This window comes from Klebsiella sp. AqSCr (genome assembly GCF_008452795.1).
GTDB classification, from domain to species: domain Bacteria; phylum Pseudomonadota; class Gammaproteobacteria; order Enterobacterales; family Enterobacteriaceae; genus Klebsiella; species Klebsiella pneumoniae.
The window spans coordinates 222,255-237,510 of record NZ_MJDM01000005.1 but is presented as its reverse complement, the minus strand read 5'-3'; the positions used below and the strand labels follow the sequence as shown (position 1 = coordinate 237,510).

12 protein-coding genes and 2 pseudogenes are annotated in these 15,256 nt (G+C 60.4%); 7 read left to right on the top strand and 7 right to left on the bottom strand.

From position 1 onward, the window contains the following. Nucleotides 1-110 precede the first annotated feature (110 nt). From BHE81_RS04925 to BHE81_RS04900, 6 genes are read right to left on the bottom strand one after another with little or no spacing between them, the layout of a single operon-like run. A complete protein-coding gene (locus BHE81_RS04925) occupies nt 111-1,541 on the bottom strand; it encodes an amino acid permease (RefSeq protein ID WP_002903059.1) in 1,431 nt (476 codons plus the stop codon). A 9-nt stretch (nt 1,542-1,550) separates the two neighbouring features. Further along, nucleotides 1,551-2,546 carry a succinylglutamate desuccinylase gene (gene astE, locus BHE81_RS04920; RefSeq protein ID WP_004176358.1) on the bottom strand — a complete coding sequence of 332 codons (996 nt, stop codon included), beginning with the start codon at nt 2,544-2,546 and terminating at the stop codon, nt 1,551-1,553. A gap of 10 nt (nt 2,547-2,556) precedes the next feature. Then, nucleotides 2,557-3,897 (bottom strand): N-succinylarginine dihydrolase, encoded by a 1,341-nt coding sequence (gene astB, locus BHE81_RS04915; protein WP_004190366.1) that lies wholly within the window; start codon nt 3,895-3,897, stop codon nt 2,557-2,559. A 21-nt stretch (nt 3,898-3,918) separates the two neighbouring features. Next, nucleotides 3,919-5,385, bottom strand: coding sequence for a succinylglutamate-semialdehyde dehydrogenase (gene astD, locus BHE81_RS04910; RefSeq protein WP_004210329.1), 1,467 nt, complete (start codon nt 5,383-5,385; stop codon nt 3,919-3,921). Then, the gene (gene astA / locus BHE81_RS04905; RefSeq protein WP_004140076.1) at nt 5,376-6,398 is read right to left on the bottom strand and encodes an arginine N-succinyltransferase; all 1,023 of its coding nucleotides are present in this window, start codon (nt 6,396-6,398) and stop codon (nt 5,376-5,378) included. The genes astD and astA overlap by 10 nt, the downstream gene beginning before the upstream one ends. Before the next feature lie 18 nt (nt 6,399-6,416). Continuing rightward, nucleotides 6,417-7,622 (bottom strand): aspartate aminotransferase family protein, encoded by a 1,206-nt coding sequence (locus BHE81_RS04900; RefSeq protein WP_004176366.1) that lies wholly within the window; start codon nt 7,620-7,622, stop codon nt 6,417-6,419. Nucleotides 7,623-7,791: 169 nt separating this feature from the next. Here BHE81_RS04900 and BHE81_RS28065 point away from each other — a divergent pair, with 169 nt between their 5' ends. Both BHE81_RS28065 and BHE81_RS04895 read left to right on the top strand, forming a co-directional pair. After that, the gene (locus BHE81_RS28065; protein ID WP_004224524.1) at nt 7,792-7,938 is read left to right on the top strand and encodes a hypothetical protein; all 147 of its coding nucleotides are present in this window, start codon (nt 7,792-7,794) and stop codon (nt 7,936-7,938) included. A gap of 212 nt (nt 7,939-8,150) precedes the next feature. Further along, nucleotides 8,151-9,425 carry a Glu/Leu/Phe/Val family dehydrogenase gene (locus BHE81_RS04895; RefSeq protein WP_004151574.1) on the top strand — a complete coding sequence of 425 codons (1,275 nt, stop codon included), beginning with the start codon at nt 8,151-8,153 and terminating at the stop codon, nt 9,423-9,425. Nucleotides 9,426-9,580: 155 nt separating this feature from the next. Here BHE81_RS04895 and BHE81_RS04890 read toward each other — a convergent pair whose 3' ends face one another. Continuing rightward, entirely contained in the window at nt 9,581-10,579 is a 999-nt protein-coding gene (locus BHE81_RS04890; protein WP_023301994.1) for an aldo/keto reductase, read from the bottom strand. 100 nt (nt 10,580-10,679) lie between these two features. On the opposite strand from BHE81_RS04890, the gene BHE81_RS04885 reads away from it, so the two are divergent. The 5 genes and pseudogenes from BHE81_RS04885 to BHE81_RS28585 all read left to right on the top strand — a co-directional run. Continuing rightward, a complete protein-coding gene (locus BHE81_RS04885) occupies nt 10,680-11,627 on the top strand; it encodes a LysR family transcriptional regulator (RefSeq protein ID WP_110246584.1) in 948 nt (315 codons plus the stop codon). A 107-nt stretch (nt 11,628-11,734) separates the two neighbouring features. Next, on the top strand, nt 11,735-12,166 hold the full coding sequence (locus BHE81_RS04880) for a MarR family winged helix-turn-helix transcriptional regulator (RefSeq protein WP_014907679.1): 432 nt from the start codon (nt 11,735-11,737) through the stop codon (nt 12,164-12,166). After that, nucleotides 12,166-13,818: pseudogene (locus BHE81_RS04875) on the top strand (MFS transporter). The gene BHE81_RS04880 and the pseudogene BHE81_RS04875 overlap by 1 nt, the downstream one beginning before the upstream one ends. Before the next feature lie 28 nt (nt 13,819-13,846). Next, nucleotides 13,847-14,932 (top strand): HlyD family secretion protein, encoded by a 1,086-nt coding sequence (locus BHE81_RS04870; RefSeq protein ID WP_023301997.1) that lies wholly within the window; start codon nt 13,847-13,849, stop codon nt 14,930-14,932. Further along, nucleotides 14,929-15,256 (top strand): annotated as a pseudogene (locus BHE81_RS28585) (transporter); the annotation flags it as partial. The gene BHE81_RS04870 and the pseudogene BHE81_RS28585, both read left to right, overlap by 4 nt.

Sequence of the window (15,256 nt, the reverse complement as noted above, 5' to 3'; positions counted from 1 at the left end):
TATCCCAGGTCCGGTAAGCATGTAGGCCCGGTAAGGCGCCAGCCGCCACCGGGCACAAACAGGCGTCAAGTCTTCCCCCCTGCTTAGCCGGCCGCCAGGGCCGGCGGGTGTCAGGCGCTCTGGTTGTCCAGCTGAAGCTGCCCCTCGCGCCGCTGCTTCAGCTTCCAGAAGCCCCACAGCGCGATAAACCACAGCGGAGAAGCCAACAGCGCCAGCAGCGTGTCCGGGTCAAAGATCATGATGAAGATAGCGAACGCGAAGAACAGCAGGCTCACCCAGCTCATCACTACCCCGGCGGGCATCTTAAAGATCGACCCGGCGTGCAGGTCCGGACGCTGACGGCGGTAAACCAGATAGGCCACGAGGATCATCCCCCAGCTGAACACCACCATAATCGCTGCCAGGGTCGAGACGATGGTGAACAGGGTCATCACGTTCGGCACCAGAAACAGCAACAGCGTGCCGATCAGCATGCAGAAGCAGGAGAACAGCAGGCTGCGCACCGGAATGCGGGTACTGCGCGACAGGATACGAAACTGCCAGTGCGCATGCTTCTCCACCGACAGGCCGTACAGCATGCGGGTGCTGGAGAAGACCCCGCTGTTGGCCGAGGACATCGCCGAGGTCAGCGCCACAAAGTTAATCACCGCCGCGGCTGCAGGCAGCCCGGCCTTGGCGAACAGCGTCACGAAGGGGCTGGTCTCCGCCGACACCCCCGGCCACGAGGCGACAGCGATGATCACCACCATCGACAGCAGATAGAAGATGATAATCCGCAGCGGCAGAGCATTGATCGCCTTGGGCAAAATGCGCTGCGGATCGCGGGTCTCCGCCGTCATGGTGCCCAGCAGCTCAATGCCGGTAAAGGAGAAGATCGCTATCTGGAAGCCGGCGAAAAAGCCGGTGATGCCGTGGGGCATAAAGGCCGTCGGGTCGGTGAGATGGCTGAGGGAGGCCGTCACGCCGTCCGGGGAGGTCCAGCCGGTGGCAATCATCCAGCCGCCGGTGCCGATCAGGGCGATAATGGTGATCACCTTGATCAGGGCGAACCAGAACTCCGCCTCACCAAACATTTTCACCGACAGCAGGTTAAGCAGGAACAGAATCGCCAGCATGCTGAGGGCCGGCATCCACGCCGACAGTTCCGGGAACCAGTACTGCATATAGCTCCCGCAGACCACCACGTCGGCGATACAGGTCACCACCCAGCTTAGCCAGTAGGTCCAGCCGAGGTAAAAGCTGGCCTGCGGCCCGAGATACTCGCCGACAAAGTCGGCAAACGAGCGGTAGTCATGGCGGGTGAGCAGCAGCTCTCCCATCGCCCGCATCACCATATAGGTAAAGAACCCGACCAGCACATAGATAACCAGGATCGAGGTGCCGGCGACGGCGATGTTGCGCCCCGCCCCCATAAACAGCCCGGTGCCGATGGCGCCCCCGAGGGCAATCATCTGGATATGGCGGGCGCTGAGCCCGCGCTTAAGCTGTGACGCGCCTTCACCTCCGGCGGCAGGTGACGCCTGATGTTGATGTTCAGTCATGGTGTTTCCTCAGGCTGGTTGCGGGAGACGAAGGGCAGCGGCGCGGAGCAACAGCCCGGCGCGCTGGCCGGTGGCGACCCCGGCGTTGGGAAAGAGGATATAGGGGGCCCGGGCCTGCACCACCCAACGTTTCTCTGCCTGGCGGGCGATCTCATACCCTGCCGGGAGCGCGGTGAAGTTTTCAACGTCTGCCGCGAGATTAAGCGTAAATTCCCCCTCGCGCTTGATGATGCTCTCCTCGACCAGGAAGTAGTCCACCGGCGCTTTGTCGCGCGGCGGCAGCGGCGCGTCAGCGATCCAGGCCCGGATCGCCGCGTCGGCGGCGGCGAACAGGCTGAGATCGTTGGCGCCGAACGGCATCACTTTCCCCAGCTCCAGGGTGGCGCTTTGCGCAGCGAACTTTTCGCAGGTGAAATGGGTGAAGGTGCCGCCCGCTTCGGTATGGCGCACGACGGCGTCCATCCCGCTGGCCTGCAGCAGCTGATAGAAATCGGGCGAAAAATCCCCGGCGTGGGCCGGGAGCAGCGCAAACTGGCGATACAGCGATCCGCGAATGGCGGTGTGCATATCGAGATGACCACGGTTGACCGGCCCCGCCGCATCGGCGGCGCGATAAAAAGCCTGCACCGCCTGCTCCAGCGCAAAAGCCCGCCGCGACTCATTTCCCGGGGTGACCGCCAGATGGCGGCCGCCGAACAGGCGATTCAGGTCGTTATGCAGATAGCGGCGCGCGGCGCGGATCGCCGGCAGATTACCAAAGACGATCAGCAGCGCCTGCGTGAGCGGCTGCCGCCCCTGGCTCAGATCGTGGGTTAGCTGCAGCAGCAGTTCAATCGGCGCGGTCTCATTGCCATGCACGCCGGCGGAGAGGATCGTCGCCTGGCGCCACGGCGCCGTCGGCAGCAGCTGTAAAATGCCCTCGCCCAGCCAGCGGGCCTCGATGCCCGCCGGAAAGGTCCACGCCTGCAGGCGGCAGTGCAGTAAATCGTTAACCAGGTGCTCCATCTGCCGCTCCTTAACGCTGAAAATCATAGACCGCGCCGAGGCGCAGGATCTGCGTCAGCTCATCCAGCGCCTGATAAACCTCGCGCAGCAGCTGCGGGTCCGCCAGATCGCGGGCATGCAGCCGGTCGCGATAGTGTTTTTCCACCCATGCCGTCAGCTGCTGATAACGTTCGTCGTTCATCAGGCTATGGGCATTGACCGCCTGGCGCTCCGCCTCGTTGAGCACCACCCGCAGCCGCAGACAGGCCGGGCCGCCGCCGTTGCGCATGCTTTCCCGCAGGTCAAAGACCGCCACTTCATCGATCGGCGATGCGCTATCGGCGGCGAGATCGCTGAGATAGCGCCAGACGTTTTCCCGCTGGCGGCACTCCTCCGGCACCACGATCAGCATCTTGCCGTCTGGTTTGCTCAGCAGCTGGCTGTTGAACAGGTAAGAGGCCACGGCGTCGTCGAGCGAAACCCGCTCGTCCGGCACTTCCACGCTGGTGAACGGGATATCCAGACTGTCGCTTTTAGCCCGCAGCGTGGTCAGCACCGCCGCCTGATCGACAAACGCCTGCTGATGGTGGAACAGCACATGGCGATTGCTGACCGCGATGACGTCGTTATGAAACACGCCGCGATCGATAGCCTGCGGCGCCTGCTGGGCAAACACCGTGTAGCGCGGATCCAGCTGATGCAGGCGGGCCACCGCTTCGCTGGCCTCGAGGGTCTGCCGCGCCGGATACTTCACCGGGGCGATACCGCCGCTGGCGCGTCGACCATAGACGAAAAACTGCACCCCCTGCCGGTCATATTCCCGGCAGAAGCGGTTATGGTTGGCCGCCCCTTCATCGCCGAGGTCGCCATGCTGCGGCAGCGCCGCATGGTGGGCAAAGTAGCGCGGATCGGCGAACGTGGCGCCAAGGATCGCCGAGGTGGTGGGTGCCTCCTGCATACGGTGCAGCTTATTGTTCAGGTTGGCGACGGTGAAATGGACTTTGCCATCGGCGCTGTCCGCCGACGGTGAGACAGTCGCCGCGTTGGCGGTCCACATCGACGAGGCGGAGCTGAAGGCGGAGAGCAGCTGCGGCGCCGCGTGGGCCGCCTGCCGGATAACCTGCTCATCGCTGCCCTGGAAACCCACTTCGCGCAGCAGACGCAGATTCGGCCGCGGCTGCGGCGGCAGAATGCCCTGTACGAAGCCGCGGTCGGCCAGGGCTTTCATTTTATACAGCCCCTGCAGCGCCGCCTTTTTAGGGTTAGAGAGACCATCGCGGTTATTTTGCGAGGCTTCATTGCCGACGGAGAGTCCGGCGTAGTGGTGCGTCGGGCCGACCAGGCCATCAAAGTTTGCTTCAAAACCAGACATATGTCCTCACAGGATCCGTTATCAGAATGGCAGGCCCGGCGATACCGTCGCCGGAAGCGTCAGCGTATCGCTGACCAGAGAGGCCATCGGCCAGGCACAGTAGTCGGCGGCGTACCACGCTGCCGCGCGATGGTTGCCGGAGGCGCCCACCCCGCCAAACGGCGCTTTACTCGATGCGCCGGTCAGCGGCTTGTTCCAGTTGACGATCCCGGCTCGCGCCTCGTCCGCCAGCTGATCAAACTGCGCCGCATCACTGGAGATCAGCCCGACGGCCAGGCCATAGCGGGTCTGATTGGCGAGGCGAATCGCCTCCGGGAAGCCGTCGTAACGGATAATCGTCAGCAGCGGGCCAAAGTACTCTTCATCCGGCACCTCAATACCGGTGACGTCGACGATCCCCGGGGTCAGCACCGTGGAGCGCGGGTCAGGCTGGCGCATGCGCAGCAGCACCTTGCCGCCGAGCCCCTCCAGTTTTTGCTGCGCCGCCAGCATGTTCTGCGCAGCGTCGAGAGAGATCACCCCGCCCATAAACGGCGCCGGCTGATCATCCCACTTGCCGGCGCGGATCTGCGCGCTGGCCTCTACCAGCCGCTGCAGCAGCGCATCCCCCTGCTCGCCGCGCGGCACGATCAGCCGGCGCGCGCAGGTGCAGCGCTGCCCGGCAGAGATAAACGCCGACTGGATAATCACATGCAGCGCCGCATCGATATCGGCCACGTCGGCGACGATCAGTGCGTTGTTGCCGCCCATCTCGAGGGCCAGCATCTTCTCCGGCTGGCCGCCGAAGTAGCGATGGAAGTGGAAACCGGCCGCCGCGCTGCCGGTGAACAGCACGCCGTCGATATCACGATTTTCCAGCAGCGCCTGGCCGGTGGCTTTTCCGCCCTGCAGCAGGTTGATCGCCCCGTCGGGGATGCCCGCCTGCTGCCACAGCTGGACGGTCATTTCAGCGGTAGCCGGCGTCAGCTCGCTGGGTTTAAACACAATGGTGTTCCCGGCGATCAGCGCCGGAATGATATGTCCGTTGGGCAGGTGGCCCGGGAAGTTGTAGGGGCCAAAGACCGCCATCACGCCGTGCGGTTTGTGGCGCAGCAGCGCTTTACCGTCCGGCAGCGTCGACTCATGAAAGCCCGTCCGCTGGTGATAGGCTTCGATGGAGATCGCGGCCTTGCCGATCATCGCCTGCACTTCGGTGCGGGTCTCCCACAGCGGCTTGCTGGTCTCGCGGGAAATCAGGGTCGCCAGCGCCTCTTTATGCGTCTCCAGCAGCGCGGCAAAACGCTGTACGACGTCAATACGCTCGGCCAGCGGCCGGTGCGACCAGGGATAAAACGCCGCGCGCGCCGCGGCGCAGGCCGCCTGGACGTCGTCAGCCCCCGCGCTGGCCGCCTGCCACAGCAGCGACTGATCCTCCGGGGCCAGTTTGCTCATCGTTGCGCCGCTGCCTGGCAGCCACTGCCCGGCTATAAACTGTGCTTTTACCGCCATGATCTGTTGTCCTCTGGATTCAGGGTTACCGTATAAACGCGGTCGGTTTCACTGACCTGCAGCGCGTCCAGCGCGGCGCTGTCAAGCGAGACCTGCTCTTCGTGGGCCACCAGCAGCGCCCGAAAGTTGTCGAATTGACCGTTGGCGACGAGGGTTGGCGCCGGCAGGTCGCCCATCAGCTGCCGGACAGGCAGGCGCTGGCTGTCGCGCACGGCGCGGATCTGATCGGTGTCCGCCTCCAGCACCGGACCGGCATCGAAAATATCCACCGAGCCGCGCCAGCTGAAACCCTCTTTCTCGAGGATCGCCCGCGCCGGGGCGGTATTGGGATGCACCTGACCGATGACCCCGCGGGCCGCTTCCGGCAGCAGTGAGATATAGATCGGGTACGCCGGCATCAGTTCGGCAATAAAGGTTTTCATGCCGGTGCCGGTCAGCCGGTCGGCATCGGCGAACGGGATGTCGAAGAAATGATGGCCCAGCGCATCCCAGAACGGCGACTGACCCTGCTCATCGCTGCAGCCGCGCAGTTCGGCAAACAGGTGCGGGGAGAACCACTCGCGAAAGGCGGCGATAAATAAAAAGCGCGCCTTGGAGAGCAGCAGACCATTGCGGTTGCGCTGATACGCCGGGTCGAGAAACAGCGTACAAAGCTCACTATGCCCGGTGTGGTCATAGCTGAGATTAAGCAGCTCCTGGGGCTTATAGACTCCCAGCGCTTTCGAGGCGCGCACCGTTTTCTGAATGCGAAAATTGTAAAACGGCTCGTCCAGGCCCACTGCGACCTCAATGGCGCTCACCCCCACCACCCGCGCCAGCGCGGTGTCCTCCAGCACAAACAGGAAACCCTGCTGGCTGCGCGGCAGTTCGCCGGCGAAGGTCTCGATACTGCGCCGGATCCGGGCCGCCAGGCGCCCGACGTCATGCGGTAAAGAGGTCATGCCGACCCCCGCCCGCGCGGCGAGGCGGACGATGTCGTCGAGATCGTTTTCCCGTACGGGACGAAATAGCATCACAGGCCGTCCTCCCGGTTAGCGGGTTAAGCGAGCAACGGCGCGATCAAGGCGCACGAAGGCTTCCGCAATATCCGCCAGCGGGATATTGAGCGCCGGCGCGAAGCGCAGCACGTCCGGGCCGGCAATCAGGGCGATCAGCCCCTCTTCCGCCGCCAGGTTGGTCAACGTTTTGGCCTTGCCGCGCAGCGGCCCCGCCAGCTCAGCGCCGATCAGCAGACCGGTGCCGCGCACGGCGCTGAACGCATCGTAACGGGCAGAGATCGCATTCAACTGGTCAACGATCAGCGCATGGCGCTCGCCAACGCCCGCCAGCAGCGGCGCATCGAGATGGGCCAGCACGGCGTTAGCGACGGTTGCCGCCAGCGGGTTGCCGCCGAAGGTGGTGCCATGGGTGCCTGGCTGGAAGACCTGCGCCCAGGCCTCTTTCGCCAGCATCGCGCCGATCGGGAAGCCGCCCCCCAGCCCTTTGGCGCTGGTGAGGATGTCCGGGACGACGTTGTAATGCTGGTAGGCGTAGAGATGGCCGGTACGCCCGGCGCCGGTCTGCACCTCATCGAATATCAGGGTGGCATGATGGCGATCGCAGAGGGTACGCAGCGCCTGCAGGAACGCCGGGTCCGCCGGGATCACCCCGCCTTCGCCGATAATCGGCTCGACGATCACCGCGCAGGTGCGCGAGGAGATCGCCGCGGTGACCGCCTCGATATCGTTATAGGGCAGATGGGTAATGCCCTGCGGCAGCGGAGCATAATCGCTGGAATATTTCGGCTGGCCGCCAACGGAGACGGTGAACAGCGTGCGGCCATGGAAGGCGTGGTTGAAGGCGATGATTTCGCTTTTTTCACCGCCAAACTTATCGTGGGCATATTTCCGCGCCAGCTTAAGGGCCGCCTCGTTGGCTTCGGCGCCGGAGTTGCAAAAAAACACCTTGTCGGCAAAGGTCGACTGCACGAGGGTTTTTGCCAGCTGCAGCACCGGCTCGTTGGTATAGCCATTGCCGATATGCCACAGTTTCGCCAGTTGATCCTGCAGGGCCTGAGCCAGCGCCGGGTGAGCATGGCCCAGGGCGTTCACTGCAATGCCGCCCGCCATATCGATATACTCTTTCCCCTGCTGGTCCCAGACGCGGGAGCCCGCCGCTCTGACCGGAATAAACGGCGCGGGGGCAAAACAGGGAACCAGGTAAGCGTCAAAATCTTCGCGAGTCATACTGCCTGACATAATTTATCTCCGGAACGTAAGACGACGGGAAACGCTCCCGTCGCGTTGGACAATCGACATTAACCCTGCCCCTCGGCTTATTTTGGGCACGAGCGCGCCCGCTGCGATGGTAAAAATATTCACCACAGAAAAATAAAGCCCTATTCTTTTTACGGGTAATTGTTAATTCATGGTTAATGCCATGTTGTTGTGTGGGCTAATGCTGGCCTGTGAACAACAAGATTGTCAATACGGACAAAAGCAATTTATTCACTTTTTGAAGATCATCAAGATAATGAAAAACATAGAAAAAATATTTTCTTATGCACTTAAGTGAATAAAAAGTGAATTAAAATGCACAGCTTGCGGGTGGTTGACGTGCGTAGTTATTCACTTAAAAAATAAAAAATCTAACAAAAATTTAAAAATCGGAATTGCCGTCAAATACCGCTTTATAAAATTGGTGATACCATTCATTGCACAGAGTTTACTGCTGTAGCTATTCCACGGTTTTACACGACATAAATAACACTGAGAAACAGGACTCTTATGGAAAAGTTATCTTACGCATCTGAAAGTAGTACATCTCCATGGACCACCTACCTGCGCCAGATCGACCGCGTCGCGCCTTATCTCGGCGATCTTGCCTACTGGGTGGAAACCCTGCGCCATCCGAAGCGCGCGCTGATCGTCGACATTCCTGTGCAAATGGACGACGGCACCATCCGCCACTTCGAGGGCTATCGCGTTCAGCACAATCTGTCGCGCGGACCGGGTAAAGGTGGTGTTCGCTACCATCCGGATGTCGATCTTAACGAAGTCATGGCACTTTCTGCCTGGATGACCATTAAGTGCGCCGCGGTCAATATTCCTTACGGCGGGGCCAAAGGCGGCATCCGCGTCGACCCCTTCTCCTTGTCGGAAGGTGAACTTGAGCGTCTGACCCGCCGCTACACCAGCGAAATCGGCATTATTATCGGGCCGCAGAAAGATATTCCGGCGCCGGACGTCGGCACCAATGGCAAAGTGATGGCATGGATGATGGACACCTACTCCATGAACCATGGCACCACCATCACCGGCGTGGTCACCGGCAAACCGATCCACCTCGGCGGCTCCCTCGGTCGTGAAAAAGCCACCGGACGCGGCGTGTTTGTCACCGGCCGGGAAGTTGCCCGTCGCGCCGGTATCGAAATTGAAGGCGCCAAAGTGGCGCTGCAGGGCTTTGGTAACGTCGGTAGCGAAGCGGCCCGCCTGTTCGCCGGCGTCGGCGCTCGTATCGTGGTTATTCAGGATCATACCGCGACCCTGTATAACGAAGGCGGAATCGATATGGCCGCCCTCACCGCCTGGCAGGCGGAGAAAAAGCAGATTGCCGGTTTCCCGGGCGCCCAGGAGATCGATAAAGACGCCTTCTGGACCACTCCGATGGACATCCTGATCCCGGCGGCGCTGGAAGGGCAAATCACCCGCGAGCGCGCTGAGAAGCTGACCTGCAAACTGGTGCTGGAAGGGGCCAACGGCCCAACCTATCCGGAAGCGGACGACGTGCTGGCCGAGCGCGGCGTGATCGTGGTGCCGGACGTTATCTGCAACGCCGGCGGGGTGACCGTCAGCTACTTTGAGTGGGTACAGGACATGGCCAGCTTCTTCTGGAGCGAAGAGGAGATCAACGCCAAAATGGACCGCATTATGACCGACGCTATCGTGCACGTCTGGGATAAAGCCGCCGAGAAAGAGTGTACGCTGCGCACCGCCGCCTATATCGTGGCCTGCGAGCGCATCCTGATGGCGCGTAAAGACCGCGGCATCTACCCGGGCTGATCCCCATCAGCAACCACATCAGGGGTGGCCTTGCGCCGCCCCTTTTTTTCTTTGCCGCGCCGTTAACCGCCGAGGATGTGCGCTATCTGACGAGGAGTTGTTCGGTAAAGGTGACAACGTCACGCAAGTAATAACCATCCGCTGCCCGCAGGGGATTATTTTTCGATTAAATCAAAGTCGCCCTGGGTATAGCGTAAGCCAGTGACGTTGTCGGCAGTGAAAATGTGTTCGATGGTGAGGATGTCCTCCGGCGCGAGGGTAATATTCGCGGCGCCGGCATTGTCGCGCAGGTGAGCAATTTTCCTCGCCCCCGGGATAGGCACGATATCCTCGCCTTTGCTCATCACCCAGGCAAGGGCAATCTGCGCAAGGGTCGCGTCATAGCGGGTGGCCACCTGCTGCAGGCGCTCAAGCAGCAGCTGGTTTTTGCGCATGGTTTCGGCCTGGAAGCGCGGCAGATGGCGGCGGAAATCATCCGCTGCCAAAACGCCGGGATCGGTAATTGTCCCCGTCAGGAAGCCGCGGCCAAGCGGGCTGTATGGCACAAAGCCGACCCCCAGCTCGCGGCAGGTGTGGAGAATACCGCCCTCCGGCTCGCGGCTCCATAGCGAATATTCCGTCTGCACGGCAGCGATCGGATGTACCTTGCAGGCCCGGCGCAGCGTCTGAGCAGATACTTCCGACAGACCGATATGGCGAATTTTACCCTCTTTAACCAGATCGGCCATAGTGCCCACCACCTCTTCCACCGGTACCGCGGGATCGACGCGGTGCTGATAGAGCAGATCGATGGTCTCGACATTCAGTCGCTTCAGCGACCCTTCCACTGATTCGCGAATATGTGCCGGACGGCTGTCAACGCCGGCCATCCGCTCCAGACCCTGGCCGGTCGGCAAAATACGAAATCCAAATTTGGTGGCAATCTGCACCTTATCGCGAAAACCTTTAATCGCTTTTCCGACCAGAACTTCATTATCGAAAGGACCATATACTTCGGCGGTATCCAGGAAGGTCACGCCCATGTCCATGGCGGTATGGATCGTATTTATCGCCTGCGACGTTTCAGCGCCGCCATAGGCAAAACTCATCCCCATACATCCGAGACCTAATGCGGAAACCTGAAACTTCTCTTTTCCAAGATAACGTGTTTTCATCTTATTTTCCTTAATTGCTGAATGGCATTAAATATATACTTCCCTTTCATATTGATAACAATTAATCTATTCCGAACGCGGTGTTAGCTGGAAATTAACAATGAAAACCTTGCCCGATCTGCAACAAATAGAAATATTAATACTCATAGTGAAACATGGCAGTTTTCGTCAGGCCGCTAAAGCGTTAAACCTTTCCCCACCGGCCCTTACTGTCGCTATTAATCATCTGGAAGAAAAGTTAGGCGTGCGCCTGCTAAATCGCTCAACGCGCAGTTTGTCATTAACCGCAGTGGGTGAGGAATTTCTTAATAATATAACGCCGGTGGTCAATGATTATCGCCGGGTGGTGGACAGTCTGAATTATCACCGTCTGACTCCGGAAGGCGTGGTGAAAGTTAATTTACCGCGCATTGTTATTGACCTGTTTTTTCGGGACTATTTTATCGCCTTTAAAAACGCCTGTCCCAATGTGACGCTCGAACTGTATGCCACCGATCGGAAAGTCAATATTATCGAGTCCGGTTTTGACGCCGGCATTCGCTATTCGCAGGATGTGCCCAAAGAGATGATTGCCATCCCCTTTGGCGAGAAACTATCGCTGATCCCGGTGGCCAGCCCGGACTATATACGCGAAGCCGGAGAGCCCGACACCCCGCAGTCATTAGTTAATTTCCGCTGCATTAACCGCTGTTTTCCTGATGGTGAGAAGTACCGCTGGGAGTTTATTGGCCCCAGCGGCGAGCTTAGCGAGGTCGCGGTTAAAGGCGATCTGGTCGTCAATGCCGATAGCGCAATGATCCAGGCCGCGGAGAGCGGATTAGGCATCGCCTTTGTCTATCAGTCGCTGGTGACGCAGCAGCTGAGCGCGGGCAGCCTGGTCCATTTGTTACCCGACTACCGCTATCCTGCCGACCATTTCTGCGTCTACTACCCAAGCCGGAAACATATTCCCGCCCCCCTGCGGGCCTTTATCGCCTGGGTGATGGCGCAGAATAAAAATATCCTCGGTCAGCAGACCGCACGACACGGATCGCGGCCGGAAGATTAACTACAATTAACGTACATACCGTTAACCAATTTCTATCCTTCATCTTGAACTCCGGCGGTTATCCGGCATAAAATCGTTAGAGCTCTAACGATATTGACAGACGACCTATGGACAATCGACAGCTTACCTTCTCCCATCTTTTATACCTCACCGCGCACCACTGGCGGCTGGCGGTCAATCGTCGGCTGAAAAATCTCGGTCTCAGCCAGGCCAGCTGGGTGGCGGTAGCGTCCATCGCCCGCCACCAGCAGCCGCTGTCGCAAAGCGAACTGGCGCAGGAGCTGGGGGTGGAGAGCCCGACCATTGTGCCGTTGATCCATCGTCTGGTCGCCCTCGGACTGGTTGAGCGCGTCACCACCGCCAGCGACAAACGTAAGCGACTGCTGGTGGTCACCGACAAAGGGAAGGCCCTCTATGAACAGGTCAAAACGGTGGCTGACGATCTGCGCGAAGAGATCCTGACGGCGATTACCCCACAGGAGCAGGAGCAAACCCAGCGGGTGCTGGAAAAGCTGTTGCGCGAAGTGGAGAAGAAATAATGCCCCGTCGCCAGGATAACCCCTACGCCCCGCATGACTGGGCGCCGCATGAAAAACCGGCTCTGCTCGGTTCGCCGTCGACGCCGCTGCACAGTCCGGCGAAACGCCTTGCCTACGGCGTGGTCGGTCTGCTGGTATGTCTCACCGGCGCGCTGGGCAACGCAGTGGTCACCGCCAACCTACAGCTGCTGCAGGGTACCTTCGCCGCCTGGTCGACAGAAATCGCCTGGCTGCCGGCGGTATACGTGATGACCAACGTCTCCATCAACCTGCTGCTGGTGAAATTCCGCCAGCAGTTTGGCCTGCGCGCTTTCACCGAAGGCTTTTTGGTGCTCTATGTGCTGGTCACCTTTTTCCACCTCTTCGTCAACGATCTCAGCTCAGCGATGATGGTTCGCGCCGCCCACGGCATGGTGGCCGCGGCGCTCAGCTCGCTGGGGATTTACTACCAGGTACAGGCCTGGCCTGCGCGCCATCGCCTGAAAGGGCTAACTATCGGCATCACCGGCTCGTCGCTAGCCATTCCCCTGGCGCGCCTCTTTTCCACCGAACTGCTGCAGACCGATGAATGGCGCGGTCTCTACTTCTTTGAACTGGGCCTGGCGCTGGTGTCGCTGGCCTGCGTCATCGCGCTAAAACTGCCGCCAAGCGATCGTAAAAAAGTGTTCGAAAAAAAGGATTTCATTACCTTCTTTCTGCTGGCGCCCGGCATGGCGCTGGTGTGCGCCGTGCTGTCGCTGGGGCGGCTCGAGTGGTGGTTTGAAGCGCCGTGGATCGGCTGGGCGCTGGCGGCGGCGGTAATACTGATCGTCGCTGCGATTACCTTCGAGCATAACCGCAGCAACCCCCTGCTCAATACCAAATGGCTCTCCAGCGGCAGCATCGTGCGTCTGGGCATGATTATGCTGTTGATCCGCATCGTGCTGGCGGAGCAGAACACCGGGGTCATCGGCTGGCTGCAGTACGTTGGCCTGCAAAACGAACAGATGACTAACCTCGCGTGGTCGATTTTCGCCGGTATTCTGTGCGGGATCATTGCCAGCTGTCTGACGCTCAACCCGCAGAAGCTCTACTGGCCGACCGCCACCGCGCTGGCGCTGATCATGATAGCCTCGCTGCTCGACAGCCAGTCCAACGCCCTCACCCGTCCGGAACAATTAATGTTCAGCCAGTTTTTACTCGGCTTCGGCAGCGCCTTCTTTCTGGCCCCGGCGATGCTCGCCGGGATTGGCGGCGTGTTTGCCGACCCGCGCAACCTGGTCAGCTTCTCGGTGCTGTTCGGCATGAGCCAGAACATTGGCGGGCTGCTCGGCTCGGCGATCCTCGGCACCTTCCAGACCTGGCGTGAGAAATTCCACTCCAGCCAGCTGGCGGACCAGATAACCACCCTTAACCCGCTGATCGTCGAGCGGCTGCAGCAGTACAGCCAGATGTATCAGAGCCAGATTGGCGACAGTACGCTGCTCAACGTTCAGGCCACCACCCTGCTGCAAAACGCCGCGACGCTGCAGGCCAATATTCTCGCCTGGAATGATACCTATCTGCTGACGGCGGCGATCTCCGCCGGGACACTAGTGTGGGTTTTCTGGCGCTTAATTCGCTTACGACTGACTGCCCGTATCGCGTTGCAACGCGCTACCGGCAGCAAATAATTATCATCATTTCATCTCTGGAGTCGTTATGAGTCAGCAGGATGCGGCCAAACAACAGGCCAACACCCGGAATAATATTCGCGTGGTTTCCATTTTTACCGCCGCGGCGATAGGCCTCGTCGGCGTGCTGGTGATCCTCTACGCCTGGCAACTGCCGCCGTTCACTCGCCATAGCCAGTTTACCGACAACGCCTATGTGCGCGGGCAGACCACCTTTATTAGCCCGCAGGTCAACGGCTATATCACCGCCGTCAACGTCAAAGATTTCGCGATTGTCCAGCCGGGCGAGGTGCTGTTCCAGATAGACGATCGCATCTATAAACAGCGGGTGCATCAGGCCCAGGCTACCCTGGCGATGAAAGAGGCCGCGCTGCGCAATAACCTGCAACAGCGCAAAAGCGCCGAGGCGACGATCGCCAAGGATGAAGCCGCGCTGCAAAACGCCCGCGCGCAGAATCTGAAAATCCAGGCCGATTTAAAACGCATCCAGCAGTTAACCGCCGACGGTTCGCTGTCGATCCGCGAACGTGATTCGGCGCGGGCCAGCGCGGCGCAAGGGGCGGCGGATATTGAGCAGGCGAAAGCGGCGCTGGAGATGTCGCGCCAGGACCGTGAATCGACCATCGTCAATCGCGATTCGCTGGAGGCCGACGTGGCCAGCGCCAAAGCGGCGCTTGAGCTGGCGCAGATCGACCTGCAGAATACCCAGATTATCGCCCCCACCGGCGGCCAGCTGGGGCAGATCTCGGTGCGTCTTGGCGCCTATGTCAGCGCCGGAACCCATCTGACCTCGCTGGTTCCGCCGCAGCACTGGGTGATTGCCAACCTCAAAGAGACCCAGTTGGCCGAAGTACGCGTTGGCCAGCCGGTCACCTTCACCGTAGACGCGCTCAACGGCGAGACCTTCCACGGCAAGGTGCAGAGTATCTCCCCGGCGACCGGGGTGGAGTTCAGCGCCATCTCTCCGGACAACGCCACCGGCAATTTCGTCAAGATCGCCCAGCGCATCCCGGTGCGTATTACGGTCAACGACGGGCAAAACAACAGCGAACGCCTGCGGCCGGGGATGTCGGTGCAGGTGACTATTGATACCCGTGCGGAGAAACAACCATGATCCGCCCGGTCGCCCTTGCTATCGTTCTGGCGCTGGTCGGCTGTCAATCCGCCGATGTGCAACGCGCGCAGCCGACCCTGACCATTCCTGCCGCCTGGCGGGCCGACGTTGGCCCGGCCAGCCCGGTGGAGGGTGTATGGTGGCGCAATTTTCATGACAGTACCCTCAATCAGTATGTCGACCAGGCGCTGCGCTATAACAGCGATGTGCTGATCGCCCGCGAGCGGGTGAATGAGTATCAGGCGCGCGCTTACGCCGCCGACAGCAGCCTGTTTCCGTCACTGGACGCCAGCCTCACCGGCACCCGCGCCCGGACGCAGTCCG